Origin of the sequence: Bradyrhizobium sp. CSS354 (assembly GCF_029051725.1) — a bacterium.
Classification (GTDB): Bacteria; Pseudomonadota; Alphaproteobacteria; order Rhizobiales; family Xanthobacteraceae; genus Bradyrhizobium.
In genome coordinates, this window is sequence record NZ_JAACFU010000016.1 from 138,214 (window position 1) to 162,974 (window position 24,761).

Here is a 24,761-nt window from a genome sequence, read left to right on the forward strand (position 1 = left end):
CTCGCGCCATAACACATCTTGTGATAGTATCCCGCATCCCTCGGATCAGGAGAAGGCAATGAAAGCTTCGGTTTTTGCGTTAGGGAGCTTGATCATTCTGTCGATCACATCAGCGAACGCAGCTCCCAAAGCCCCGGCCGCCCCGCCCACGGCGGCCAGCTCGGTCGCATGTTCCACCTCGGGTGGCGGCTTCGGGAGCTACCCGTCAGGCTGCCGAAACGGAGCAAACTTCAAGACCTACAATGAATGCAAGGAATCAGGCGTCAAGCGCGGCTGGAGACACGAAGACATGGCGTGGTACTGCAGCGGTCTGGGACTGCAATAGCGAGCGGTCATTGTGCTTTTCACGGCAACGAACCCGGCGCGACGACTGGAGCGTCCCATGGAATGCACAATCCGGCCCGCACTCGCAGATGATGCCGATGAGATCAGCGTGGTCATCTTGCGTGCACTGCGGGAAACGAATGCAAAGGACTATGCGGAAGGGATCATCGAAAGGATCGCGCATAACTTCAGTCCCGAAGCCGTACGGCGGCTGATCGGACTACGCACCGTCTTTGTCGCCACGATCCGCAGCCGCATCGTTGCGACCGCAGGTCTCGACGGAAATGTGGTCCGCACCGTCTTCGTGGCTCCCGATGTTCAGGCCCGGGGCATCGGCAAGCTGCTGATGGCCGAGATCGAGCGCACAGCGCGCGCACGAAACGTTGCTTCGCTGACCGTCCCTTCTTCCGTCACCGCCGAGACTTTCTACGCGGGGCTCGGGTTCAAGGCGGTGCACGACAGCTATCATGGTGACGAACGCACGATCATCATGGAGCGATTGCTAAAGGACCCGACCTAGATCCGTTTTGGACTGTTCTCCGGGATTCAGCGGGCAGCGGGCTTACTCTATCGCTACCGCCGCGCGGCGAGCACGTTCGAAGGAGGGGTTTGCAACGCTGCGCGCCTCTCGCTGAGGGCATGATGGAACAGTTCGAGCACCAGGCCGAAGGCTGCCAGCTCCTCCTCCTCGATGGCGCCGTCATCGTAGCAGCCAAGCGTTTCCTCGATGATGGCATCGACCTCCTGCTGCATGGCCAGCAGTTCGTGGTCGGACTCCGCAGTGCGCACCTTGGAAACCAGCGCCAGAATTCTGTTGCGATGGCCAGTGTTCTCGTCGCGTTCATCCCGATTCAGATATTGACGCAGCCAGGCGCCGGCCGAGCCGATGCCGGAGAGAAGCAGGAGCGCAAACCAGAAGTAGTCGCCGTACCTGTCGAGGAAGGTGCGCTCGGTCCCGTCGATCACGGCCGCCGCTCCCCGGTGAACCGGCAGCTCGGCTTCTTTCTCGGTGTCCGGCTTGGTGATTTGCGCAGCGCCAGGCACCTGCCTGGCGATCGCCTGGCGGAGGGCGAATTGCTGGCGGTAAAACGCCGCCACTGTCGTTTCGGACAAGGCATTCCGCGCGACGATCAAATGGCTGACACTGACGGTCTCCACCTTGTCATCCGGCCAGGCTGGATTCGCATTGAAAATGCTTGGCGGAATTTCCTCCGACTCGTAACGAGGATGCTTCAGGGCGATGGCTTCCGATGCGTCGATCGCGAGAAATTTCGGCTCGCCACGCGTCCGGGCGGTCGCGGCGACCGCGTCGGCGGTTATCTTGCTGTCGAGCGGACCGACCGCCATGAATGCGTCCAGGCTCGGGTCACGCGCCAGCTCCTCGAGCTGGCCCGTGCCGAATTGAGCGACCGTGACCTTGTCCGGCTCCACACCGGCGGCGCTCAGGATGACTCTCAGCAACGCGGCGTTCGCCGGGGTCGCGCCGATCACCCCTACCCTGCGCCCTGCGAGATCGGCGATCTCCTTGATTTTCGGCGCCGGCTTTCGCTTGGAGCCCTTGCCCGCCGGTCCCGAAGAAGACCACAGCACGACGAAATTCTTGCGCAAGATGACGACTGTTTGCGCGTCGGCCGGCATTTCCAGATCGCCGCGACCGACCGCAAGGTCGGCCTTGCCGGCTCCGAGCAGAGCGAGAGCTTCGGCCGCTCCGGCAGTCGCGATCGGAGACAACCTCACGGTCCTGCTTTCGCTAGCAAAGGCCTCGGTCATCGCCTCGATCACTTTGTGGTCGTTGCTTCCCGGCGGTCCGACGGCAATCCGAAGAGTTATGGGCCGCAGCGCGTAATACAATGTACCCGCAGCAGCTCCGAAAACGAGAAATCCGATAGCTAAAATCAGCAGCAAGGTCTTCGTCTGTCTCCGCCCTCGGCGGGCTGCATCACTGCGTTTCATCGGAGCATCAGACGAGGACATTTGCCGCTGCCGGTTGGAGGCCAAAATCGCTGCCTGTTTCGGAAGAGTATCATGCTCTTCTGGAAAACGATAATGTCCGAGCAGTACCAATAGTTTCTTGGGGCCATCATCACTGATTCCGCACTTCAAGTTGAGGATTGCCGGAATGACGCCGCACACCTTGATCCTCCTCTGCAAATAGATCACCATCGCGAGATCGACCGCTCACAGCAAGAATGGGCGAGGAAACGCGCATGAACGCAACTCCCGGATTTGGCCTCGTCGAACGCGCCCGCGCCATCGCACCGCTCATTGCCAGCGAAGCCGACGAGATCGAGCGGTCGCGGCGGCTGACCGATCCCGTAGTCTCCGCGCTGATCGAGAACGGGCTCTATCGCGCGCTGCTGCCGCAGAGTCTTGGCGGCGCCGAAGCGCCGCCGGAAGCCTTCATGCAGATGCTGGAGGAGATCGCGAAAGCGGATGCCTCCACCGCCTGGTGCGTCGGCCAATGCGCGGTCTGCGCGATGATCGCGGCTTCGCTCGACCACGAGACCGCGCAGGAGATCTTCAACACGGCGCCGGGCATCCTCGCCTGGGGCGCGATCGCGCATGAGGCGCGGGCGGTCGAGGGCGGCTATCGCGTCACCGCGCGCTGGGATTTTGCCTCGGGTTCGCGGCAGGCGAGCTGGCTCGGCGCGCATGTCCGCATCGTCGGCAGCGACGGCAAGCCGCGGAAAAATGCCGACGGCTCGGCGGAGGTGCGCACCATCCTGTTTCCGGTCGCAAGCGCCGTGCTGCACGACGTCTGGCAGGCGATCGGGCTCGCCGGCACCGGCACTGATTCCTACGAGGTCGCCGACCTGTTCATCCCCGAGCGCTTCACCGCGTTTCGTGACGTGCCGTCCGCGCTACGCGAGCAGGGTCCGCTTTACAGGATCGGCACCGGTTCGACCTTCAGCCTCGGCTTTGCCGCGGTGTCGCTCGGCGTGGCGCGCGCGACGCTGGATGCCGCGATCGCACTGGCGCGCGGCAAGCATCAGTCGCTGGCGGCCAGCGCCATGCACGACAACGGGGCGGTCCAGGGACTGATCGGCCGCACCGAGGGCGATCTTCGCGCTGCGCGCGCCTATCTCTACGCGACGGCCAATGCGATGTGGCGCGATCTCTGCGCGACCGGCGCGTTCAGCGCGGCGCATCGGAGCTCGGTTCGCCTCGCCGCGACCTGGACCATTCACCAATCGGCCAAGGTGGTCGACACCGCCTATCACATGGCCGGCGCGACCGCCGTATTCCGCAGCAATCCGTTCGAGCGCCGGTTTCGCGACATGCACGCCATCGCCCAGCAGATCCAGGCGCGCGACACGCATTACGAGGATGTCGGTAAGATGATCCTTTCAGGGGATCGCTGACGTCGACCAGTTGCGAAAGTGCACGCACGCTGACCTATATTGAGTTCGCATCCAGCGTCCTCGCCGCTGAACCTTTGTGAATTTTCCCGGACCAATTTCTATAGCTACAAAAACGACGGCTTTTCCGCCGTGACCGCGCCGACCATATGGAAGCGATAATTCCGAATTGTCTTTAGCGCGCCGATTTGCGCAAGAGAGGTCCGTTATGGGCCGCACAGCTGGCAGGAAAGTCAGTTGCCATGCCATTCAGGGGCGTTCGCCGGGATGGCACCATGGTGGCATGCTCATTGTTGCCACCCTCTGCATCGCATGCACTCTCCTGTTTGAGAGCGAAGCCGTGGCTCAATGCTCGGCGCGAGACGTCCTGCGGAATAACCTGAAGCTCAAGCAAGCGCCCTCTGATCGGCCGCAGGTCCCAATCAAATCCGCCGCCGATCACCCCGTGTGGAAGACGATCAGGACCGGGACGTTTGCAAACTTCTTCGCCCTCAGCAACGCGTTGGATGCGGCAGGTTGCGGCATCGGAAACTCGGCTGGCGAAATTCTCGCACGGCCGACGTTTACCGTTAGCGCCACGAAAACGAGCGTAGAGCTTTTCACGGTGTCGGCAGCCGAACTGGGCTTTCGGACCGACACGGCGTTGCTGGCGGACATCTATGCGCGCGCCAAACGCTTGGGTTTCGGCCTGGCGGCTGCAGAAGTCGGACCACAACTGAGGCTTCAATATTTCGACCAGCCGATCGGCGAATTTCTCATCATCGGAATGGAGCCCATCAGGACCTGGCAGGGCGCCCCCGTCATCTTGAATGTAGCCAATGGCGGCGCGGGACTCATCCTCATCGGCCAGGATGGCAGCGCCGACGCACAGATCCCCGCGGCATCCCGCTTCGTATTCGTGCGGTCCCATGAAACCGCTCCTGCCGAGGGGCAAGAAGCCGTAACACTTGTCGGCCGGTGAACTTTCGATCGTGCGCACGTCGAAAGTACGATGGAGGTAAAAAAATGAACTGCCTGCGCATTTTCTCTACGCCTGATGGCGAATCCCATTTTGGGGAAATTGATATTCCCACGACACTAACGCGATCGTTTCCCAACGGAGCGCCTGCCGCCAACTACGAATCCTCGCGTTCCGCATTCTACGAAGCCTCGCGAGTTCGTTTTGTTCGTATCCCAGGAGGGGCCCGCGAAGCGGACTTTCATAACCCACCCGGCCGACTCCTTGTCATTTGGTTGGACGGCGAGGTCGAGTTTGAAACGAGCGACGGAGAGGTGAGGCGTGTCTCCGCTGGAAAGGCGGTTCTGGTCGAGGATACGCATGGGAAAGGGCATATCTCGCGCCATCCACCGGAAGGGCAAAATGTTATACAGGTTTTACTGCCGCACGGCCTTGATGCGCCTTCTGCGTAGTCGGTGTCGGCCAATCGCATCACTTCGTGGCGTGGCAGTTCACTCCCTGTCGGATCGAAGCGTCATCGGCGAAGCAGCTCCCATCGAGCCGGGTTCATGAGTACGCGCGCTAGGCCACCAGCGCGGCGTCTTCCTCGCCGCCGTCGATGCCCCGTTGCGCGGCGAGCAGGCTGATGATCTCGATATTCGGCCGGGCCTTGCTGAACAGAAAGCCCTGGCCTTCGTCGCAGCCTTCGGCGCGGAGGCAGCTCAGCTCGGCTTCGGTCTCGACGCCCTCGGCGGTGATGGTGACGCCGAGGCCTTTGCCGAGGCTGACGATGGAGCGGATGATCGCCTGGGCCTCGCGATTGGCGCCGAGATCGCGCACGAAGGACTGGTCGATCTTGATCTTGTCGAACGGGAAGCTGCGCAGATAGCTCAGGCTGGAATAGCCGGTGCCGAAATCGTCCATCGAGATGCGCACGCCGAGCGCGCGCAGCGCATGCAACGTCGCCAGCACCTGGGCGCTCTTTTCCAGCAGCAGCGTCTCGGTGATCTCGAGCTCCAGTCGCCGCGGCGGCAGGCCGGAGTGCTTCAACGCATCGGTCACCACCGAAAGCAGATTGCCGCTACGGAACTGGAGCGGCGACAGGTTGACGGCAACGCGGACGTCGTCCGGCCAGGTCGCGGCATCGTGACAGGCCCGGCGCAGCATCAGGCCGCCGAGCGGATTGATCAGCCCGGTCTCTTCCGCGACCGGAATGAATTCGGCCGGCGAGATCATGCCGCGCTCGGCATGCGGCCAGCGCACCAGCGCCTCGAAGCCGGTGATGCGGCCGCTCTGGAGATCGATCAACGGCTGGTAATACGGCCGCAGCACGTCGTTCTGGATGGCGTCGCGCAGCTCGACCTCGATCTTGCGGCGGGTCTGCGCTTTCGCATCGAGCGCCGCCTCGAAGAACGCGAACGAGCCGCGCGCATCCAGCTTGGCGCGCGACAGCGCCATGTCGGCGCTCTTGAGCAGCTTTTCGGAATCGTCGCCGTCGCCCGGTGCCATCGCAATGCCGATGGAGGCACCGACCACCACGGAATGGCCGTCGAGCAGATAGGGATCGGCGATGGCTTCCAGCAGGCGCTTGGCCAGCAGCACCGCATCCTCGGGACGCGTCAGGCCGCTCTGCACGATTGCGAACTCGTCCGAGTTCAGCCGCGCCAGCGCGTCCTCCTCGCGCAAGGTCGAGCGCAGCCGCTTGGCGACGCCGCGCAGCAGCTTGTCGCCGACCGCGTGTCCCAGCGTGTCGTTGACCGCCTTGAAATTGTCGAGCCCCAGCATCAGCAGGGCGACCTTGTCTGTGCTGCGCCTTGTATGCAGCAGCATCTCGTCGACCTGCTGGCGCAGCAGATTGCGGTTTGGCAGACCGGTCAGCCCGTCATGCTGGGCCATGAAGGCGAGCCGCGCCTCGGCGCGCTTGCGCTCGGTGATGTCCATCAGCGCGAGCAGCACCGCGGGCCGCTCGGCATAGGTCAGTTCGCGCGAATAGATCGCAAGGTCGATCAGGGTGCCGTCGGCCTTGACGTGCTTCCAGGTGCGTCCGGCCTGCTCCTCGCCGGCCGAATCGGCGGTCCAGGGCGGCTCGCTGTCGAAAGCCTGAAGGGAACGGATCGTCAACCGCTCGAACTCGGCGCGGCTGTAGCCGTAATGGGCGACAGCGGCATCGTTGACGCCGAGGATGCGTTCATCGTCTAGTGCGCAGACGATCATGGGGACGGGATTGCCGTCGAACAGCAGGCGGAACGAGGCCTCGCGCTGCTTCAACTCGGTGATGTCGACGCGCAGGCCGACGACGCCGCCGTCCTCCGTCAGCCGCTCGTCGATCAGGATGACGCGGCCGTCCGCCAGCTTCTGCTCGTGGCGCGAGCCGGGCTGATAGAGCTTTTGCAGCCGCTCCGCGATCCATTCTTCCTCGTGACCGGCCGCCTCGGGATAGTCGCCGCGGGTGACGCCGATGCGCAGTGTGTCCTCGAGGCGCGCGCCTTCCTCGAACAGATCGGCGGTCTTGCTGTAGATCTCCGCGTATTGCTTATTCCAGAGGACATAGCGGCCCTCGGCATCGAGAAACACGATGCCTTGCGGCAGGATCTCAATGGCCTGGCGCAGGCGCTCATGGGATTTGCGCGCTTCCGCGATCGCGGCCTCAGCCTCGGCACGGCTGCGCAGAACTTCGTCGCGTTCGGACGGAAGATGAGGGGCGCGCGCAAAGCGCGGCTTGCGCGGGTGCAGGCCGGACCTGCCAAGCACGCTTCCCTTTCGCTTTTTTGACTTTCGAAACCCCAAACTCAACTTCACTCGTCCCAGTCGCACCCAGCGACCGCAACTCTTGGAGCAAGTGTCTGAAAAAAAAGTAATCTTGGGTGGCATGGCGATGGGACGCACGGTCTGGCAGCCTCGAAAAAGCAGCCCTCATTGCCCGTTTGCAAGGCCCGGCAGCGCCGATGGGCGCTCCAGGCGCATCGCATCGTCGTCATCGGAGAACGAGATGGCGCGAAATTGCGCGCCGCCTTGAATCATTTCCGGGATCGCGCGCGATTGTATGCAGAAGTGAGTGAGCAGACGTCCTGCGCACGAATTTTGGTCAATGCATGAGAGGGTTATCGCATCGTTAAAAATCGGCCGCCCGACGCCGCGGAACCGCGACTTTTGGACGAAATTTCAGCGGAGGGACTGTTTCTTAACCCTGACGCGGTGTTGGGGTTATAAGGATGTCAGCATGAGTCCCCGCCGCCTCGCCCCTCTCCTGCTCGTCATGACGCTCCTGGCCGCCGGCGACGCGCTGGCCCAGGACAAGGGCAGCGTCAACCCAAAGCCGCTGCCGCCGCTCGCCAATCTGAACGATCCCAATATCGGCGCCAAGGAGCTGTTCGCGCGAAAGCTGCTGCCGTCGAAGGGACCGGCGCACGTCATCGGCTCCTATGTGAAGGGCTGCATCGGCGGCGCCGAGCAGATGCCCCTCAACGGCGACAATTGGCAGGTGATGCGGTTGTCGCGCAATCGCAGCTACGGTCATCCCGCGATGATCGCGCTGATCAAGCGGCTTGCGGCCAGGGCGCACAAGGACGCGGGATGGCCGGGCATCCTGGTCGGCGACATCGCCCAGCCGCGCGGCGGGCCGGCGCTGTCCGGCCATGCCAGCCACCAGATCGGCCTCGATGCCGACATCTGGCTGACGCCGATGCCGGACCATCGGCTCTCGCGCGAGGAGCGCGAGGACATGTCGGCGGTGATGATGGTGCGTCCGGACCGGCTCGACATCGATCCAAAAGTGTTCACGCCGGGCCATGTGCTGGTGCTGCGCGACGCGGCGCAGGAGCCGGCGGTGCAGCGCATTTTCGTCAATGCCGCGATCAAGAAGGCGCTGTGCCGCGAGGCCAAGGGCGACCGTTCCTGGCTGTCGAAGATCCGGCCGTGGTGGGGCCACGACTATCACTTCCACATCCGCATGCACTGCCCGGCGGGCGCGAGCGACTGCGAGAGCCAGCCGTCGCAATCCGACGACGAAGGCTGCAAGCCCTCCGATCTCGCCTACTGGTTCAGCGACGGCGTGCTGCACCCCAAACCCCCGCCGGAGCCCCCGAAGCCGAAACCGCCGATGACGCTGGCGCAGATGCCGGGGGCGTGCAAAGCCGTGCTGCACGCGGGCAATGCGAAACCGTAAAGCCTTCGCGGTCGTCCCGGCCATTCCAGGTTGGCGCCATGCGGACCGCCGCCTTTGACCTGTTCCGCCACCCTGCTATGATGACCCAGCGATCGCTTGCCGGACCGTAAGTCCGTCGGGCTTGCCGGAACAGCGCTTCCGCCGGTCGCAAGCCTCATTCAACCAACGCCGTCTTGCGCGCGCCGCCTTGCGTGCCCTGAGCGCGCGCATGGAGCGCTTCCGATGTCCCGCCTTTCCGTGCTTTTTTCGGCTTTGCTCCTTCTGGCCGCGGGCCTTTCGCCTGTCGCCGCCGAGGACAAGACCATCACCGTGTTCGCGGCAGCCTCGATGAAGAACGCGCTCGACGAGGTCGACGCCGCCTACACCGCCAGGACCGGCGTCAAGTTCAGCGTCAGCTATGCCGCAAGCTCCGTGCTCGCCAGGCAGATCGAGCAGGGCGCGCCGGCCGATGTGTTCGTCTCCGCCGACACCGACTGGATGGACTACGCGATCTCCAGGAAGACCATCAACGAGCCGACCCGGGTCAATCTGCTCGGCAACAGCATCGTGCTGATCGCGCCGAAGGATTCCAGGCTCGACAACGTGCCCATCGCGCAGGGGTTCGACCTCGCAAAACTCGCCGGCGACGGCAGGATCGCGACCGGCGACGTCAAGTCCGTACCAGTCGGTAAGTATGCCAAGGCGGCGCTGGAAAAGCTCGGCGCCTGGCAGGCGGCACAGCCGAAATTCGCCATGGCCGAGAGCGTGCGTGCCGCGCTGACGCTGGTCGCGCGTGGCGAGGCCAACCTCGGCATCGTCTATTCCACCGATGCCAAGGTCGAGCCCGGCGTGAAGATCGTCGGCACCTTCCCGGCGGATTCGCATCCCGCGATCATCTATCCCGTCGCTGCGACCACGACGGCAAAGGGCAAGACCAGCGACTATCTCGCCTTCCTGCGCTCGACCGCCGCCAAGACCATTCTGGAAAAATACGGTTTCAAGTTCCTGATCAGCCCCTCTACATAATTTGCGATTTGATGCTCGACATCTCTCCCGCCGAATGGACGGCGATCCTGCTATCGCTCAGGGTTGCCGTCATCGCTACGCTGGTGGCAACGCCGTTCGGCATTGCGCTGGCATGGCTGCTCGCGCGGCGTGATTTCTGGGGCAAGTCGGTGCTCGATGCGCTGGTGCATCTGCCGCTGGTGCTGCCGCCTGTCGTCACCGGCTATCTGCTGCTGCTCACCTTCGGCCGGCGCGGACTCGTCGGCGGTTTCCTGGCCGATACTCTCGGCATCGTCTTCGCCTTCCGCTGGACCGGTGCCGCGCTTGCCTGCGGCCTGATGTCGTTTCCGCTGCTGGTGCGCCCGATGCGGTTGTCGATCGAGGCGATCGACCGCCGGCTCGAGCAGGCCGCCGAGACGCTCGGCGCCACTCCTTTCAAGGTGTTCTTCACGGTGACGCTGCCCTTGGCGCTGCCCGGCGTGCTCGCCGGCATGGTGCTTGGCTTTGCGAAAGCGATCGGCGAATTCGGCGCGACCATCACCTTCGTCTCCAACATTCCCGGCGAGACCCAGACGATTTCGTCCGCGATCTACTCGCTGATCCAGACGCCGGACGGCGACGCCGCCGCCGGACGGCTCGTGATCGTCTCGATCGTGCTCGCGCTCGGTGCGCTGATTGCCGCCGAATGGTTCGCCCGCCGCGCCACCGCGCGCCTGCACGGGAATTGACCATGCTGCGCGTCGACATCGAAAAACAGCTCGGCGAGTTCTCGCTGTCCGCCGCCTTCGCGAGCGAGGGCCGCGTCATCGGCCTGTTCGGAGCGTCGGGCGCCGGCAAGACCTCGCTGGTCAACATGATCGCGGGGCTGCTGCGGCCAGACCGCGGCACCATCGTGATCGACGGCGAGACGGTCGACGACAGCGCGGCCGGTATTCATGTCCCGACCTGGCGCCGCCGCATCGGCTATGTGTTCCAGGATGCGCGGCTGTTTCCGCATCTCAACGTCGCGCAAAATCTCGACTATGGCAGGCGGATGAACGGCCTCGCGCCCGATCCAGCGCAGCACAAGCGCGTCATCGAGCTGCTCGACATCGGCGCGCTGCAGGGTCGCCGCCCCGGAAAGCTCTCCGGCGGCGAGCGCCAGCGCGTCGCGCTCGGTCGCGCGCTGCTGTCGAGGCCGCGCCTGCTGCTGCTCGACGAGCCGCTCGGCGCGCTCGACGAGGGCCGCAAGCTGGAGATCCTGCCCTATCTGGTGCGGCTGCGCGACGAGGCCAACGTCCCCATGGTCTATGTCAGCCACGACGTCGCCGAGCTGCGCCAGCTCGCGACGCAGATCGTGATGCTGAAGCAGGGCCGCGTGACGTCGTTCGGCGGGGTGAAGGTGCTGACGTAGCCATACTGGCGGTCGCACCAACCGCCGTCGTCCCGGCGAAGGCCGGGACCCATACCGCGTGATCTCTCGACGGCGGACGGTGTGAGTACCGGCGAACGAAGCGCAACTGCAAATCTTCGCCAAACTCCTCCCTGGGGTTATGGGTCCCGGCCCCCGTGCGCAATTGCGCACTAGGCCGGCACGACACAGCACCTAAACCCCCGCCACCGACGTCCACAAATCCGCCAGCTTGCGCCGCAGGACCTGCCTGCGGGTCAGCGGCGCGGGCGCTTCCTCGTCTTCCGGCAGACGCAGGCCGACGACGTTGACGCGGCCGCCGGAGATGGAGCGCGCGACGAGCACGATCGGATCCAACGCAAGCTCGGCGCCCTCTTTCGGTGCGCGGTCGAGATGGACGTCGAAATAATCAGCGAGCGTGTGCCCGCTCTCGTCCTCGCTCACCTTCACGCCGTAGATCTCCGCGAGCTCGGCGAGCGTGTGATCGCCGGAAACCATGAAGTCGCCGAGTAGATGCGGATCCGGCGCCGAGCTCGGCTGCATGTCGACGAAGAAGCGGTCGAGCGATTCGGCCTTTTCCGGCGGCGCCAGCAGATAGATGTAATCGCCGGGCGCGATCGGCTCGGCTTCAATCGGCGTCAAAATGTTCTCGTTGCGGATCACCAGCGTCGGCTTCGACCAGGACGGGATCAGACCGCGGCGAAAATACAGGCTCTTGGGCCGCACCGGATAGCCGACGAGCTGCTGCTCAAGCTGGCCGGGCAGGTCCAGTTCGACACGGCGCGGGCCGCGTTCGGCGCGCGGCAGCGCCACGTGCAGCTTGCGCGCGGCTGGCGCCAGGGTCCAGCCTTGCAGCAGCAGCGAGATGATGACGACGACGAAGGCGACGTCGAAATAGAGATAGGCCTTCGACAGCCCGACCAGCATCGGGATCGAGGCCAGGAAGATCGCGACCGCGCCGCGCAGGCCGGTCCAGGCGATGAAGATCTTTTCGCGCCAGTTGAAGCGGAACGGCGCCAGGCACACGAAGACGGCGATCGGCCGCGCCACCAGCATCAGGACGAATGCGATCCCGACCGCCGGCAGCACGCTGCCGCCAAGCCTGCTCGGCGAGACCAGCAGACCGAGCAGCACGAACATCACGATCTGCGCCAGCCAGGTCGCGGCGTCCAGGAAGGCCACGACCGAATTATGTGCGCGCGTCGGGCGGTTGCCGATGATGATGCCGGCGAGATAGACCGCGAGGAATCCCGAGGCATGCATGATCTGCGAGCCGCCGAAGATGACGAGCGCGGCGGTGGTGACGAACGGCGCATGGAGGCCCTGCGGCAGCGCGACCTTGTTGAGCGCGATGACGACCAGACGCCCACCGATCACGCCGACGACGGCGCCTAGCACGGCCTCCTGGGCGAACTCCATCAGCACATGCGCGGCCGTGCCCGTTCCCAGCGAGATGTATTCAACCAGCATCAGGGTCAGGAAGATCGCGAAGGGATCGTTGGTGCCGGATTCGACCTCCAGCGTCGCGCCGACGCGCGGGCGCAGGCGCAGGCCCTGGGTATGCACCAGCAGGAACACTGCCGCCGCGTCAGTCGAGGCCACCACGGCGCCGACCAGCAGCGACTCCGTCCAGTTAAGGTCGAGCGCATATTTAGCGAACGGTGCCGTGATCAGCGCGGTCAGCAGCACGCCGACGGTCGCGAGCACCATGGAAGGCGCGAGCACGGTGCGGATGCTGGCAAAGCGGGTGCGCAAGCCGCCGTCGAACAGGATCAGTGCAAGCGCGACCGAGCCGACCAGATAGGTGGTTCGGACGTCGTCGAACTGCAGCTGTCCGGGACCGGAATCGCCCGCGAGCATGCCGATCGCGAGGAAGACGAGCAGAAGGGGCGCGCCGAAGCGCAGCGCAAGCAGGCTTGACAGGATCCCGGCCAACACCAGGACGGCGCCGAGCAATATGGCGAGGCTGACGGAGTCGAGGGAGGCCATCCACCTTCCGGGTACGAAATCGCTGGAATTGCATCCTTATCGTCGGCGGACTCCCACGCCAACCCATTTTCTCCCGCTCGCGGCAATCTGCCTGCATTTTGCGGCCTTAACGCACTTCACTTAGCGGTGTATCGGTGGTCCGGCCGGGCCCTTTGTGGGATTCTCCGGCGCGCTCGAATCAACACTTCCCACCCGCTTCCCGACGAGACCGATGGACATGGACCTCAAAGACTTCATGGAGTTCGTGGAGACCACCGCGCGCAGCGTCGGGGCCGAAATCTCCTCGCCCTGGTTCTACCTGCAATTCGGGCTCATTCTGGCCGCGGCCGGCATCGCCTATGCCGCCGAAGCCGCCGTTCGCAGCCGGATCGACATGACCTCGCTGGCGATGCGCTGGCCGCTGCCGCTCCGGCACTTCGCCCGGGTGATGGTCTCCAGCGCCTCGACGGCGGCGTTCACCCTGCTCGTGATCGTCTCGCGCGTGGTTATGTACCATGCGACCTGGCCGAGCCGCAGCTATCTCCTGATGGTCGCCGCCAAGCTGGGGTTGGCCTGGCTCGCGATCCGGCTGCTGACCTCGGTGCTGCGCAACGCCTTCATCGTCAAGCTGGTGTCGATCACGGCCTGGTTCGTCGCGGCGCTCTCGATCGTCGGCCAGCTCGATGCGACGGTCGACCTGCTCGACTCCTTCGCCATCGTGCTCGGCGGCCTGCGGCTGACGCCGCTGCTCGTGATCAAGGCCGGCGCGCTGCTGCTCATCGCGCTCTGGCTCACCAACATCGCCAGCAATTTCGCCGAGAGCCGGATCAACTCGACCACCGATCTGACGCCGTCGGTGCAGGTGCTGCTGGTCAAGATCATCCGCATCGGCCTGCTTGCGGTCGCGATCGTGATCGCGCTCGGCGCGGTCGGCATCGATCTCTCGGCGCTCGCGGTGTTCTCCGGCGCGGTCGGCGTCGGCATCGGTATCGGCCTGCAGAAGATCGTCGCCAATTTCATCTCGGGGATCATCCTGCTCGCCGACAAATCGGTGAAGCCCGGCGACCTCGTCACCATCGGCGACAACACCGGGCGGATCAGCGCGATGAAGACGCGCTATATTTCGGTCGCGGCCGGCGATGGCCGCGAATTCCTGGTGCCGAACGAGGATCTGGTGACGCAGAAGGTCGTCAACTGGACCTACACCGACAAGAACACGCTGGTGAAGATCGCCTTCGGTACCAATTACGACGCCGACCCGCGGCTGGTCTGCAAGCTCGCCGCCGAGACCGCGGCCGCGCATCCGCGCGCGCAGAAGGGCAAGCCGCCGAATTCCATCCTGACCGAGTTCGCCGAAGCCGGGATGAAGTTCTCGCTGACCTTCTGGATCGCCGACCCCGACGGCATGGACAACGTCAAGAGCGACGTGATGCTGGCGCTGTGGGATTCCTTCAAGCGCGAGGGCATCCGGGTTCCCTACCCCGTCCGCGAAATCCGCATCCGAGGCGGCGCCCTGCCGGTGGAAACCACCGTAGAAGTCCCGAATTGAGCCGGCTTTCGGGCGCATGCCCGCCAAGCTTGGCTTGCATGAAGGCTCGCGATCATTAAATTGGGGCCTTAAATCAGTCCCTTGCACCCACCTCGATACCGGCCCCCTGCCGAGAAGACCGCATCCGCATGAGCTACGTCGAAGCTACCGATACCTCGCTCCGCAAGACCGGACAGATCAAGCTGCATGGGCCAAGCGCCTTTGCCGGCATGCGCAAGGCGGGAGCGCTGGTGGCGAAGTGTCTCGATGAGCTCACCGACATCGTCGGGCCCGGCGTTCCGACCGAGCGCATCGACCAGTTCGTCCGCGACTTCGCCTTCAGCAACAATGCCTATCCGGCGACGCTGATGTATCGCGGCTACCGCTATTCGACCTGCACCTCGCTCAACCACGTGGTCTGCCACGGCATGCCCGGCGACCGTCCGCTGAAAGAGGGCGACATCGTCAACATCGACGTCACCTTCATCGTCGACGGCTGGTACGGCGATTCCAGCCGGATGTATGCGGTCGGCCCGATCGCGCGCAAGGCCGAGCGGCTGATCGAGGTGACGTATGAGGCGATGATGCGCGGCATCGCCTCGGTGAAGCCCGGCGCCACCACCGGCGACATCGGCCACGCGATCCAGAGCTTCGTCGAGCCGCAGGCCATGAGCGTGGTGCGCGATTTCTGCGGCCATGGCCTCGGGCGCATGTTCCACGACGAACCGAACATCATCCATGTCGGACGGCCCGGCGAGGGCGTGCAGCTCAAGCCCGGCATGTTCTTCACCATCGAGCCGATGATCAATCTCGGCAAGCCGCATGTGAAGATCCTGTCCGACGGCTGGACCGCCGTGACCCGCGACCGCTCGCTGTCGGCGCAGTTCGAGCACTCCGTCGGCGTCACCGCCACCGGCGTCGAAATCTTCACGCTGTCCGAGCGGCATGGCGAGAAGCAGATTGGGTGACTGCGGCTGCCGGCTGAGCTTCGCGGTCGCCCGCTGACGTGAACCGGATTTGCCGCAGCAATTGACGGTTGCAAAAACGATTGCCCGCGGCAATGCTGGGGGCCGATGCCCGCCAAGACCGACCACGACAAGAGCAAACCCGAAGAAGCGCCGCACTATCTCGGCCATCGCGAACGGCTGCGCGAGCGCTTCTACAGCGCGGGTGCGGACGCGCTCAGCGACTACGAGCTTTTGGAGATGGCGCTGTTTCCAGCGCTGCCGCGGCGTGACACCAAGCCGCTGGCGAAGACACTGATCAAGATTTTTGGCTCGTTTGCCGAGGTCGTGCATGCGCCGGTGGCGCGCCTGCGCGAGGTTGACGGCATGGGCGAATCCGCGATCCACCAGCTCAAGCTGATCGCGGCGGCGGCGCATCGCGTCGCCAAGGGCGGGGTCAACAGCCGCAACGCGCTGTCGTCCTGGAACGAGGTGATCGACTATTGCCGCACCAGCATGGCTTTCGCCGACAAGGAGCAATTCCGCCTGCTGTTCCTCGACAAGCGCAACCAGCTCATCGCCGACGAGGTGCAGCAGACCGGCACCGTCGATCACACCCCGGTCTATCCCCGCGAAGTGATCAAGCGCGCGCTGGAATTGTCCGCGACCGCGCTGATCCTGGTGCACAACCACCCCTCAGGAGATCCCTCGCCCTCGCAGGCCGACATCCAGATGACCAAGGCGATCATCGACATCGCCAAGCCGCTCGGGATTGCGGTGCACGATCACATCATCGTCGGCAAGAGCGGGCATGCGAGCTTGCGCGGGATGCGGTTGATCTAGTAGCAATATCGCGGATCGACCGGGACATAGGAGCCGTCCCGGCGCTGCATGTAGCAGCCGCGCTGATAGGCGTAATAGCCGGAGCGGCGGCGTTCGCCCTCGGAGGCGATCGCAGCCCCCGTGCCGGCACCGACGACGGCGCCGATGGCGGCTCCGCGGCCCCCGCCGATGGCGCCACCCACGATCGCTCCACCGACGCCGCCGAGAATGGCACCGCCAATTGCGTCCTGCGCCGCCGCCTCATGAGTAGGCATCGCCATCACGACCGTCAGACATGCCGCTATAGCGAAACTTCCAATGCGAAGACCTCGAAGCATGCTCGCCCTCCCCTGTGGTCAGACGAGTCATAGCGCCGCAGCCGGATTCGGACCAGAAGAATCACCACGCCGGGACCCGGCGCTTCTCGCGATGGCGTCGGAGGCTCGGCTCGAAGGCGGCTCAGGCCATGCCGCGTGCGGATTCATCTCAAGCATCGACCCAGCGCTGCACCGCCTCGGCGGTGTCAGCCGGTGTGGTGTTGAAGCAGATCGCGGCGTCGGGCGCCAGGCGGTGGACGAGGTTGAGCACCTTCTCGAACAGCAGCAGGCGCTCCTTCGGCTCGCGCAGGCCCGCGCCAATCACGATGCAGTCGAAATTCTCCTCGCGCAACGCTGCCGTCACAGCGGCTTCCGCCGCGGCATCGAGATCGATCAGGCAACTCGTGACTTCGTAACCAAGATCGCGCAGGCGCAGCAACTGCGCATCGATATAGTCGCGCACGAGCTCCGGCGTGAGCTGGGGGAATGCGCTGTAATCCGCGTTGCCGGGTTCGATGCCGATCGCGAGGACGCGCGTGGTCATGCAGGGCTCCTTGCCGGACTGCCGCCTCGCTAACGGAGAGCGGCCCCTCCCGGTTCCCTCGCGGGGCGGCCGCCCTGATCCCGGTCCTGCCGCTCATTTCCCGGCGAGGTTGTAACCCACTTCACACGCGGTGGCCCTGCGGCCTGCCAGACTTGCGGGAGATCACGCTGGCCTTACGCCCTGATCACGGCACCTGGTTCATTTCGACTAACGCGCAGTTGCGAAAATTCATTCATTGCGGGAGCGGAAAATGATTTCATTCGAGAGTCTGAAAAGCGAATACGAGGGCAATTGGGCCAATCTCGAGATCCGGCCTGCACGCCTCTCCGACGCGAACGCGGTCGCGCGCAAGGCCATCAACGGCAAGGCGACCTATCAGCAGATCGAACGGTTGACCGGCGTCCCCTGGTATTTCGCTGCTCTCTGCCACTACCGCGAGTCCAATTTCGATTTCGACACCTATCTCGGCAACGGCGAAACGCTTCATCGCACGACGACCATCGTTCCGAAAGGACGCGGCCCGTTTGCCACGTTCGTGGACGGCGCAGTGGACGCCTTCAGAATCCAGAATTTCATCGGCGCTCACGATTGGGGGATCGGGCGGATTCTATTCCGGCTCGAAGCCTTCAACGGCTTCGGCTATCATGCCAAGGGCTGCAATTCGCCGTATCTCTATGGCGGTTCGACGCTGTATGGCCCGCCCGAGGCAAGGGCCGGCAAATTCGTCCGCGATCATGTGTTCGATTCGAACCACGTCGATTCCCAGCTCGGCACCGCGGTGATCCTGCATGCAATGATGTCGCTGGATTCCTCGATCACCCTCGACGGCAGCCCGCAATTCGCCAGCCGCGCGGAGCCGGAGGACGACGCGGCATCGACGATCGTTCTCATGCAGCAGGCGCTCAACAAGCACGGCGCCAATCCGCCGCTCGCCGAGGACGGCATCAGCGGACCGAAGACCAGGGCTGCGGTCTCGCAGTTTCAGCAGCAGAACGGCCTGAGAGACACCGGACTTCTCGACGGCGCCACGGTCGCCACCCTCACGCGCGCGGCGCAGTCGGGCCCCACGGGATCGACCGGCGATATGTCCCGAATCATGAAGCGGCTGGAGGACGTCGCGCAATTGCTGCGGCCACCGGTCGGCGCTGCGACGCCGGCTACGACGACATCGGGCAACACGCTGCCCGCCACCACGGATCCGATCAGCCTGTTCGAGCGGCTCTTTTCCCTCGTCAACAAGACAGCCCCCATGCCAGGGCCCCTCACCCCGACCAGTTCCGCCCCCGTCGATCAGTTGAAGCAGGTCGTCGATCTGCTCGGCACCTTGCTCAACAGGGACGGCAAGCCCGTCCTCGGTCAGGTCAATGGCGCGCTCGGCGACACCATCGGCAAGATGCTCGACGGCAAGAAGACTGCGCTCGGCATCGGCGGCTCGCTGATCACGGCGTTGCTGTCTTCGGTGACGGCGAGTCCCAATGCAGGCGGTATTGCCGGACTGCTCGGGACGCTCGTGTCGGCCGTGCCGGGCCTCGGCCAGTTCGCGATGCCGATCACCCTGGCGCTCACGGCCTGGGGCGTGCTCGGCAAGATGGAGAAGTGGGCCCAAGGCACCGCGCCGCCGCCCAGGCCGACGACCTAGTCTGCGGCCATCTTCGAGACGCCCGCCTATGGCGGGCCCTCAGGATGAGGTCGCGTTTCGCGGCGCCTACTGACGCAGCATGATCAGGGGATCGGCGGTATCGGGGACGCGCCGCCATTGCGCGTTGTCGTCGGCCTCGAACTGCCAGGCCTCGCCGGCCTTCGACAGCAGGATGATCTGGCCGCGCTCGAGCCGCCATTGCGTCGGGTTGAACTGCGCGATGGCCGCATCGCATTTCGGCTTGAGGAAGACCTGGAAATTGTCCGGCCCGGCTTCCGTGTTGGTCAGCGTCAGCCCGCAGACAGGCTGGCCGTTGCCCCGCACGATCGACCAGTCGCCGATCATCTGGTCCATCGACTTCGCCATCGAACGAGCGGCGGCGAGGTCCTGCAGGATGTAGACGCCCTCGCCTTGCCGCAGGCCCTCGAAGATGCCGGCCTCGACCTCGGTGAAATCGATCACGGCTTCACCGCTCGCATCTTGCAAGCGGACGATGTCGAGACCCCTGACGCTCCAGGCGACGATGTCCTTGGTGAAGGGCAGCGCGGCCTTGCAGGCCGGCTCCAGCTCGAGCTTGAAGCCTTGAGCAGCAGTGTCGGCCTTGAGCGTGACGACGCAGGTCTTGCTGCGCTCGGTGGTCGAGAGCTCCCACTGCCCGGGCATCTCCTTCTTCAGGGTCGTCGTATCCTGCGCCAACGCGAGGCCGATCGCGGCCAAGTAGGCCGCGAAGGCGAATGCAACGACCCGAAGAGCTCCCATCAGCGTCCCTTGAACGGCGTTTCCGCAACCGGCGTCAACGGCGCCTTGCCGGCGAACCAGGACTTGAGATTGTCGACCACGAGCTGGTCCATCGCGTTGCGCGTCACCACCGAGGCCGAGCCGATATGCGGCAGCAGCACGACGTTCTGCATGGTCTTGAGCTCGTCCGGCACGTTCGGCTCGGCCGCGAATACGTCGAGACCTGCGGCAAGGATGGTGCCTGATTTCAGCGCCTGGACCAGCGCCGGTTCGTCGATCACCGAGCCGCGCGCGACGTTGACCAGCACACCGCGCGGGCCGAGCGCCTTCAGCACCTCGGCGTTGATCATCTTGTTGGTGCTGGCGCCACCGGGCACGATCACCATCAGCGTATCGACCGCCTTCGCCATCTCGATCAGGTCGGGGTAGTGCTTGTAGGAGACGTCCTTGGACGGATTGCGGGTGTGATAGACCACCGGCACCAGCGAGGCATCAAGCCGGCGCGCGATCGCCTGGCCGATCCGGCCCATGCCGACGATGCCGACCTTGCGATCGCGCAGCGAGCCGACGCTGAGCGGATAGTTCTGGGTCTGCCAGAGACCGGAGCGCACATAACGGTCGGCCTTGATGAACTCACGCACCGTGGAGATCAGAAGCCCCATCGCGACGTCGGCGACCTCTTCGGTCAGCACGTCGGGCGTATTGGTGACGATGATGTTGTGCTCGGCGGCGTATTTGGCGTCGACGTGGTCATAGCCGACGCCGAAGCTCGCCACCATCTCGATCTTGGGCAATTGCGACAGCGACTGCTTGTCGGCACGCACGGTGTGATAGGTCACCGCCACGCCGCGGATCTTTTCGCGAACCGCCGGCGTCAGCCGCTCGAGATCGCCCCGCGTCTCCGCCTTGTGCACGACGAAATGATCGGAAAACCCGTTCTCGAGGATCGGCCGGACCGGCCCATAAATCAGAAGGTCGATCTTTTCGGACGAAATCGAACCGGTGGTCATCAGTTGTCCTTTCCAAGCGCGCTCTCGTGCCAGCGCCGTAAAACGAGGTGGGAAACTAGCGCCAGCACCCCATAGATGACAATCCCGGCCAGCGACAACAGCAGCAGCGCTGCGAACATGCGGGGTATGTTCAAGCGGTAGCCTGATTCTGCGATCCTGTAGGCGAGCCCGGACCCGGCGCCGGCCGTTCCCGCCGCGATCTCGGCCACAACCGCGCCGATCAGCGACAGACCGCCGGCAATGCGCAGGCCACCGAGAATGTAAGGCAGCGCCGCCGGCAGCTTGAGAAAGCGCAGGGTCTGCTGCGGCGAGGCGCCATAGAGCTGGAACAGGCCTGCGAGGTTGCGATCGACCGAATTGAGCCCGAGCGTGGTGTTCGACAGCACCGGGAAAAAGGCCACGATGAAGGCACAGACTACGACCGCGGTCTGCTGCTCCAGATAGATCAGCAGCAGCGGCGCGATCGCGATGACAGGCGTAACCTGAAGCACCACGGCATAGGGGAATAGCGATGCTTCCACCCATTTGGACTGATTGAACAGCAGTGCCAGCGCGATGCCGCCAATGCTGGCCGCGACAAAACCTTCAAGCGTGGTCAGCAGTGTCGCGGCGAGCGATTGCGACAGCACCGCCCAATCCTTGATCAGCGTCAGGAAAATGACCGAGGGCGCCGGCAGCACGTAAGGCGGGATGTCCTTGATGCGGACCACGAGCTCCCAGGCGAGAAGTCCCGCCGCGAACACGATAACCGGCAGCACGAAGCGCAACGCGCGTTGCACGCCGGACCGCTTCGCTATGACGGCAGCTTGCGCATTCATAGCGTCGACTGCCCTGAATAGGACGGCGCCAGCGCGGCCGACACGCTCCGGCAGTAATCCGAATAGGCGGCGGAGGTACGAAACTCCTCGCCGCGCGGCTCGACCGTCTCGATGCGGATGTCGGCCTGGATGCGGCCCGGCCGCGCCGTCATGACCACCACACGCTGCGACAGATAGACGGATTCGAACACCGAATGCGTGACGAAGATGACGGTCTTGCCGAGCCTGCGCCACAGCGCGAGCAAATCGTTGTTGAGGCGGAAGCGCGTGATTTCGTCGAGTGCCGCGAATGGCTCATCCATCAGGAGGATATCAGGGTCGGTGACGAGCGCGCGCGCCAGCGACACCCGCATCTTCATGCCGCCGGAGAGCTCGCGCGGGAAAGCCTCGGCGAAATCGGCAAGCCCGACGCTTGCCAGCGCCTCGTCGGCTCGCCCGCGCGATTCCGCCTTCGGAACGCCCGCCAGCTTCAGCGGCAATCGCACGTTCTCGCGCACGCTGGTCCAGGGCATCAGGGTCGGTTCCTGAAATACGAAGCCGATGCCGTGACCTGGGCGCGGTGTGCCCTCGCGACGCGCCAGCCTTACGATTCCTGACGACGGCGCGCTGAGCTCGGCGATCAGCCGCAGCGCGGTGGATTTGCCGCAACCTGACGGCCCCAGCAACGAAATGAACTCGCCTCTGCGCACCGCAAGGTCGAGCGGGCCGAGCGCCACCACGCCGTTGTCATAGGTCTTCGTCACGCCGCGCAGGCTGACAGCCAGGGCCGTCAGGCCGGTCTCGACCCCCGTCAACGTTTTGACTGATGACATCGCCCTTGCGCTACGGCTTGCTCGGGCGCAGCTCAGCGCCGACGCCCTTGTTGACGAAGCGCAGCGTATAGGATTTGCGGAAATCGAGGTCTGCCTTCACGACGCCTGCCTTCACCATCTTGTTGAAGAAGGAGGTGTAGCGCTCGTCGCTCATCGCGCCGATGCCGTTCTTCAGCGAATCGCCGGAATCCACGATGCCGTATTCCTTCATCTTAGCGACGGAATAGGCGAGCAGCTCGTCGGTCATCTCCGGATTGAGCTTCTTGATCATGGCGTTGCCCGCGGAATTGTCGCGGTAGATGTAATTATACCAGCCGACCATGGAGGCATCGACGAAACGCTGCACCAGGTCGGGCTTCTTCTCGACCACGTCACGTCGGCTCTCGATCAAGGTCGAATAGGTGTTGAAGCCGTAATCGGCGAGCAGCAACACGTTGGGCTTGAAGCCGGCGGCCTTCTCGACCGCGAAGGGCTCCGAAGTGACGTAACCCTGCATCGCGCTCTTGGGATTGGCGATGAAGGGCTGCGGATTGAAATTATAGGGGCGAACGTTCTTCTCGCTGAAACCGTACTCGGACTTCAGCCACTGGAAATAGCTGGTCATGCCCTCCTTGGAGACAAACAGCGTCAGCGGCTTGAGGTCCTCGATCTTGGCGACCTTGGCATCGGGCTGCGTCAGCATCACCTGCGGATCCTTCTGGAAGACCGCGGCGATCGTGACGACCGGGACGTTGTTGGCGACCGCGTCGAACGACATCAGCGTGTTCGCGGCCATGAAGAAATCGATCTTGCCGGCGATCAGGAGCATCCGGTTGTTCTCGTTTGGGCCACCGGGAACGATGGTGACGTCGAGGCCGTATTTCTTGTAAGTGCCGTCGGCGACGGCCTGGAAAAAGCCGCCATGCTCGGCCTCGGCGACCCAATTGGTGCCGAACATGACCTTGTCCAGGGTTTCGGCGCGCGCCGGAACGACCGAGACCAAAGCGGCCATCAGGCCCGCCGTTAAGGCTCGCCGCAGATGAGAAGGGCTCATGATGGGACTCCGTCGATCGCTGCTGGCCGATGTCTAATCAACGCGATAGAACCGCAAGACATTCGGGGACGCGAGCCGGTCTGGCCCGCGTCCCCTGATAACCTAAATTACGCAACAAATTCGGGCAAAGAAACTTTGATGACGCCTTCCCGCGACTGGACCGAGATCCGCTGGGCCGACGCCAGCCCAGCCGAGGTGTCGCGCTGGATCGCAGTGCTGCCGCTGGCGGCGACCGAGCAGCACGGCCCGCATCTGCCGCTCGAGACTGACGTGCTGATCGCCGACGCCTATCTGGCGCGGGTGCGCGAGCTCCTGCCCGAGAGCGCTCCGGCCAGTTTCCTGCCCGTTGAACCGATCGGGATTTCCACCGAGCATATCCACTATCCGGGCACGCAGACGCTGCCGACCGACATCGCGTTGAAAAAATGGACCGCGATCGGCGAAGACATCGCGCGCCGCGGATTGAAGAAGCTCGTCATCATCACCAGCCATGGCGGCAACAGCGCGGCCATGATGCTGATCGCGCAGGATCTGCGCGCGCATCAGAAGCTGTTCGTGGTGACCACGTCGTGGTCGCGGCTGTCGGGCGCGGACCAGCTGTTCCCGGCCGACGAAGTACGGCACGGCATCCACGGCGGTGCAGTCGAGACCTCGATCATGCTGGCCCGCTATCCCGATCAGGTGCGCGTTGATGCGATCGCGGATTTTCCCGCGAGCGGCATCGCGATGGAGCAGCAATATCGCTGGCTGTCGACACAGCGTCCCGCACCGTTCGCCTGGCAGGCGCAGGATCTCAACCCAAGCGGCGCTGTGGGCAATGCGACGCTGGCCGTTGCCGCGAAAGGCGAGCAGCTGATCGACCAGGGCGCCCGCGCCTTTTGCGAGCTGCTTGCCGAGGTTGATAACTTCGCCGTGAACAGGCTCGCCAAAGGCCCGCTCGGCTAGCGTCTATCCTCCTGGAATCATTCGGGAAAGATCCAGACTCGACCTCCGCTTTCGCCGGTTTCGAACCGGACGCGCGGAGCCTCCGTCCAACTCGGTACGCGGGCCACAACGGACCGCCTCAACCCGGATGGAGTTTCACATGTCGATCAAGACCAAGATTTTCGCAGTTGCCCTCACCGCGCTCACCCTGACCGGCAGCGTCGTCGCTACCACCTCGCAGGCGCAAGCCAAGCCGCTCGGCTGGGGCGTCGGCGTCGGCCTGGGCATTGCCACCGCTGCCGTCGTCGGCTCCGCGATCGCCGCCAGCAACGCCCCCTATTACAACGGCTATCACCGCTGCGGCTGGGCCGCCCAGTACAACGCCTTTGGCCAGTACGTTGGCCGCGTTCGTACCTGCTTCTGATTTGAGTCCCTGAGGCCGATCTCACGTGGATCCTGCGTCCGACACGGGCGCCTCATCCACCCCGTGTCGTGCCCCCGACCC

General features: G+C 64.3%; 24 protein-coding genes. 14 read left to right on the forward strand and 10 right to left on the reverse strand.

What is annotated here, in order from left to right; genetic code table 11:
* Positions 1-337: 337 nt before the first annotated feature.
* The gene (locus GWG67_RS29985; RefSeq protein WP_342761064.1) at positions 338-844 is read left to right on the forward strand and encodes a GNAT family N-acetyltransferase; all 507 of its coding nucleotides are present in this window, start codon (positions 338-340) and stop codon (positions 842-844) included.
* 53 nt (positions 845-897) lie between these two features.
* Here GWG67_RS29985 and GWG67_RS29990 read toward each other — a convergent pair whose 3' ends face one another.
* Complete coding sequence (locus GWG67_RS29990) at positions 898-2,277, reverse strand: TAXI family TRAP transporter solute-binding subunit (protein WP_275172949.1); 1,380 nt, start codon at positions 2,275-2,277, stop codon at positions 898-900.
* A gap of 254 nt (positions 2,278-2,531) precedes the next feature.
* Between GWG67_RS29990 and GWG67_RS29995 the strand changes: the two genes are divergently transcribed.
* The 3 genes from GWG67_RS29995 (at position 2,532) to GWG67_RS30005 (ending at position 5,093) form a co-directional block, all read left to right on the forward strand.
* Complete coding sequence (locus tag GWG67_RS29995) at positions 2,532-3,686, forward strand: acyl-CoA dehydrogenase family protein (RefSeq protein ID WP_275172906.1); 1,155 nt, start codon at positions 2,532-2,534, stop codon at positions 3,684-3,686.
* Positions 3,687-3,891: 205 nt separating this feature from the next.
* Positions 3,892-4,644, forward strand: coding sequence for a hypothetical protein (locus GWG67_RS30000; protein WP_275172907.1), 753 nt, complete (start codon positions 3,892-3,894; stop codon positions 4,642-4,644).
* 44 nt (positions 4,645-4,688) lie between these two features.
* Positions 4,689-5,093, forward strand: coding sequence for a hypothetical protein (locus GWG67_RS30005; RefSeq protein WP_275172908.1), 405 nt, complete (start codon positions 4,689-4,691; stop codon positions 5,091-5,093).
* 109 nt (positions 5,094-5,202) lie between these two features.
* Here the strand turns inward: GWG67_RS30005 and GWG67_RS30010 are convergent, their stop codons facing one another.
* A complete protein-coding gene (locus tag GWG67_RS30010; RefSeq protein ID WP_275172909.1) occupies positions 5,203-7,371 on the reverse strand; it encodes a bifunctional diguanylate cyclase/phosphodiesterase in 2,169 nt (722 codons plus the stop codon).
* A 469-nt stretch (positions 7,372-7,840) separates the two neighbouring features.
* On the opposite strand from GWG67_RS30010, the gene mepA reads away from it, so the two are divergent.
* The 4 genes from mepA (at position 7,841) to modC (ending at position 11,162) form a co-directional block, all read left to right on the forward strand.
* Positions 7,841-8,785: a penicillin-insensitive murein endopeptidase gene (mepA, locus tag GWG67_RS30015; RefSeq protein WP_275172910.1), complete on the forward strand. Its 945-nt coding sequence runs from the start codon at positions 7,841-7,843 to the stop codon at positions 8,783-8,785.
* A 222-nt stretch (positions 8,786-9,007) separates the two neighbouring features.
* Positions 9,008-9,790, forward strand: a complete 783-nt coding sequence (gene modA, locus GWG67_RS30020) for a molybdate ABC transporter substrate-binding protein (protein ID WP_275172911.1) — start codon at positions 9,008-9,010, stop codon at positions 9,788-9,790.
* Positions 9,791-9,801: 11 nt separating this feature from the next.
* Positions 9,802-10,497 carry a molybdate ABC transporter permease subunit gene (modB, locus tag GWG67_RS30025; RefSeq protein WP_275172912.1) on the forward strand — a complete coding sequence of 232 codons (696 nt, stop codon included), beginning with the start codon at positions 9,802-9,804 and terminating at the stop codon, positions 10,495-10,497.
* A 2-nt stretch (positions 10,498-10,499) separates the two neighbouring features.
* Positions 10,500-11,162 (forward strand): molybdenum ABC transporter ATP-binding protein, encoded by a 663-nt coding sequence (modC, locus tag GWG67_RS30030; protein WP_007604960.1) that lies wholly within the window; start codon positions 10,500-10,502, stop codon positions 11,160-11,162.
* 192 nt (positions 11,163-11,354) lie between these two features.
* On the opposite strand, the gene GWG67_RS30035 is transcribed toward modC, so the two are convergent.
* Entirely contained in the window at positions 11,355-13,148 is a 1,794-nt protein-coding gene (locus tag GWG67_RS30035) for a potassium/proton antiporter (protein WP_275172913.1), read from the reverse strand.
* Positions 13,149-13,359: 211 nt separating this feature from the next.
* Here GWG67_RS30035 and GWG67_RS30040 point away from each other — a divergent pair, with 211 nt between their 5' ends.
* From GWG67_RS30040 to radC, 3 genes are all read left to right on the forward strand, one after another.
* Positions 13,360-14,676, forward strand: coding sequence for a mechanosensitive ion channel family protein (locus tag GWG67_RS30040; RefSeq protein WP_275172915.1), 1,317 nt, complete (start codon positions 13,360-13,362; stop codon positions 14,674-14,676).
* Between the two features lie 128 nt (positions 14,677-14,804).
* Positions 14,805-15,623 carry a type I methionyl aminopeptidase gene (map, locus tag GWG67_RS30045; RefSeq protein WP_275172916.1) on the forward strand — a complete coding sequence of 273 codons (819 nt, stop codon included), beginning with the start codon at positions 14,805-14,807 and terminating at the stop codon, positions 15,621-15,623.
* A gap of 105 nt (positions 15,624-15,728) precedes the next feature.
* Positions 15,729-16,442, forward strand: coding sequence for a DNA repair protein RadC (gene radC, locus GWG67_RS30050; protein WP_275172918.1), 714 nt, complete (start codon positions 15,729-15,731; stop codon positions 16,440-16,442).
* On the opposite strand, the gene GWG67_RS30055 is transcribed toward radC, so the two are convergent.
* Positions 16,439-16,759, reverse strand: coding sequence for a glycine zipper domain-containing protein (locus tag GWG67_RS30055; RefSeq protein ID WP_275172920.1), 321 nt, complete (start codon positions 16,757-16,759; stop codon positions 16,439-16,441). The two genes, radC and GWG67_RS30055, sit on opposite strands and share 4 nt — an antisense overlap.
* A gap of 148 nt (positions 16,760-16,907) precedes the next feature.
* Positions 16,908-17,282, reverse strand: a complete 375-nt coding sequence (locus GWG67_RS30060; protein ID WP_275172921.1) for a hypothetical protein — start codon at positions 17,280-17,282, stop codon at positions 16,908-16,910.
* Positions 17,283-17,532: 250 nt separating this feature from the next.
* Between GWG67_RS30060 and GWG67_RS30065 the strand changes: the two genes are divergently transcribed.
* The gene (locus GWG67_RS30065) at positions 17,533-18,921 is read left to right on the forward strand and encodes a peptidoglycan-binding protein (protein ID WP_275172923.1); all 1,389 of its coding nucleotides are present in this window, start codon (positions 17,533-17,535) and stop codon (positions 18,919-18,921) included.
* Positions 18,922-18,987: 66 nt separating this feature from the next.
* Here GWG67_RS30065 and GWG67_RS30070 read toward each other — a convergent pair whose 3' ends face one another.
* From GWG67_RS30070 to GWG67_RS30090, 5 genes are read right to left on the reverse strand one after another with little or no spacing between them, the layout of a single operon-like run.
* Positions 18,988-19,680 (reverse strand): AprI/Inh family metalloprotease inhibitor, encoded by a 693-nt coding sequence (locus GWG67_RS30070; RefSeq protein WP_275172924.1) that lies wholly within the window; start codon positions 19,678-19,680, stop codon positions 18,988-18,990.
* A complete protein-coding gene (locus GWG67_RS30075) occupies positions 19,680-20,669 on the reverse strand; it encodes a 2-hydroxyacid dehydrogenase (RefSeq protein ID WP_275172926.1) in 990 nt (329 codons plus the stop codon). The genes GWG67_RS30070 and GWG67_RS30075 overlap by 1 nt, the downstream gene beginning before the upstream one ends.
* Entirely contained in the window at positions 20,669-21,487 is an 819-nt protein-coding gene (locus tag GWG67_RS30080) for an ABC transporter permease (protein ID WP_275172927.1), read from the reverse strand. The genes GWG67_RS30075 and GWG67_RS30080 overlap by 1 nt, the downstream gene beginning before the upstream one ends.
* Positions 21,484-22,299 (reverse strand): ABC transporter ATP-binding protein, encoded by an 816-nt coding sequence (locus GWG67_RS30085; RefSeq protein ID WP_275172929.1) that lies wholly within the window; start codon positions 22,297-22,299, stop codon positions 21,484-21,486. Before GWG67_RS30085 ends, GWG67_RS30080 begins: the two co-directional genes overlap by 4 nt.
* Before the next feature lie 10 nt (positions 22,300-22,309).
* Positions 22,310-23,332, reverse strand: a complete 1,023-nt coding sequence (locus GWG67_RS30090; RefSeq protein ID WP_027565862.1) for an ABC transporter substrate-binding protein — start codon at positions 23,330-23,332, stop codon at positions 22,310-22,312.
* A gap of 138 nt (positions 23,333-23,470) precedes the next feature.
* On the opposite strand from GWG67_RS30090, the gene GWG67_RS30095 reads away from it, so the two are divergent.
* Together GWG67_RS30095 and GWG67_RS30100 are read left to right on the forward strand one after the other, a co-directional pair.
* Positions 23,471-24,277, forward strand: coding sequence for a creatininase family protein (locus GWG67_RS30095; protein WP_275172931.1), 807 nt, complete (start codon positions 23,471-23,473; stop codon positions 24,275-24,277).
* Positions 24,278-24,416: 139 nt separating this feature from the next.
* Positions 24,417-24,680, forward strand: coding sequence for a hypothetical protein (locus tag GWG67_RS30100; protein WP_275172933.1), 264 nt, complete (start codon positions 24,417-24,419; stop codon positions 24,678-24,680).
* Positions 24,681-24,761: the final 81 nt, after the last annotated feature.

Bases quoted from the DNA above. Each gene is read 5' to 3' on its own strand.
- GWG67_RS29990 (WP_275172949.1), bottom strand. From the start codon at position 2,277: ATGAAACGCAGTGATGCAGCCCGCCGAGGGCGGAGACAGACGAAGACC.
- GWG67_RS29995 (WP_275172906.1), top strand. From the start codon at position 2,532: ATGAACGCAACTCCCGGATTTGGCCTCGTCGAACGCGCCCGCGCCATC.
- GWG67_RS30000 (WP_275172907.1), top strand. From the start codon at position 3,892: ATGGGCCGCACAGCTGGCAGGAAAGTCAGTTGCCATGCCATTCAGGGG.
- GWG67_RS30005 (WP_275172908.1), top strand. From the start codon at position 4,689: ATGAACTGCCTGCGCATTTTCTCTACGCCTGATGGCGAATCCCATTTT.
- mepA (WP_275172910.1), top strand. From the start codon at position 7,841: ATGAGTCCCCGCCGCCTCGCCCCTCTCCTGCTCGTCATGACGCTCCTG.
- modA (WP_275172911.1), top strand. From the start codon at position 9,008: ATGTCCCGCCTTTCCGTGCTTTTTTCGGCTTTGCTCCTTCTGGCCGCG.
- modB (WP_275172912.1), top strand. From the start codon at position 9,802: ATGCTCGACATCTCTCCCGCCGAATGGACGGCGATCCTGCTATCGCTC.
- modC (WP_007604960.1), top strand. From the start codon at position 10,500: ATGCTGCGCGTCGACATCGAAAAACAGCTCGGCGAGTTCTCGCTGTCC.
- GWG67_RS30035 (WP_275172913.1), bottom strand. From the start codon at position 13,148: ATGGCCTCCCTCGACTCCGTCAGCCTCGCCATATTGCTCGGCGCCGTC.
- GWG67_RS30040 (WP_275172915.1), top strand. From the start codon at position 13,360: ATGGACATGGACCTCAAAGACTTCATGGAGTTCGTGGAGACCACCGCG.
- map (WP_275172916.1), top strand. From the start codon at position 14,805: ATGAGCTACGTCGAAGCTACCGATACCTCGCTCCGCAAGACCGGACAG.
- radC (WP_275172918.1), top strand. From the start codon at position 15,729: ATGCCCGCCAAGACCGACCACGACAAGAGCAAACCCGAAGAAGCGCCG.
- GWG67_RS30055 (WP_275172920.1), bottom strand. From the start codon at position 16,759: ATGCTTCGAGGTCTTCGCATTGGAAGTTTCGCTATAGCGGCATGTCTG.
- GWG67_RS30060 (WP_275172921.1), bottom strand. From the start codon at position 17,282: ATGACCACGCGCGTCCTCGCGATCGGCATCGAACCCGGCAACGCGGAT.
- GWG67_RS30065 (WP_275172923.1), top strand. From the start codon at position 17,533: ATGATTTCATTCGAGAGTCTGAAAAGCGAATACGAGGGCAATTGGGCC.
- GWG67_RS30070 (WP_275172924.1), bottom strand. From the start codon at position 19,680: ATGGGAGCTCTTCGGGTCGTTGCATTCGCCTTCGCGGCCTACTTGGCC.
- GWG67_RS30075 (WP_275172926.1), bottom strand. From the start codon at position 20,669: ATGACCACCGGTTCGATTTCGTCCGAAAAGATCGACCTTCTGATTTAT.
- GWG67_RS30080 (WP_275172927.1), bottom strand. From the start codon at position 21,487: ATGAATGCGCAAGCTGCCGTCATAGCGAAGCGGTCCGGCGTGCAACGC.
- GWG67_RS30085 (WP_275172929.1), bottom strand. From the start codon at position 22,299: ATGTCATCAGTCAAAACGTTGACGGGGGTCGAGACCGGCCTGACGGCC.
- GWG67_RS30090 (WP_027565862.1), bottom strand. From the start codon at position 23,332: ATGAGCCCTTCTCATCTGCGGCGAGCCTTAACGGCGGGCCTGATGGCC.
- GWG67_RS30095 (WP_275172931.1), top strand. From the start codon at position 23,471: ATGACGCCTTCCCGCGACTGGACCGAGATCCGCTGGGCCGACGCCAGC.
- GWG67_RS30100 (WP_275172933.1), top strand. From the start codon at position 24,417: ATGTCGATCAAGACCAAGATTTTCGCAGTTGCCCTCACCGCGCTCACC.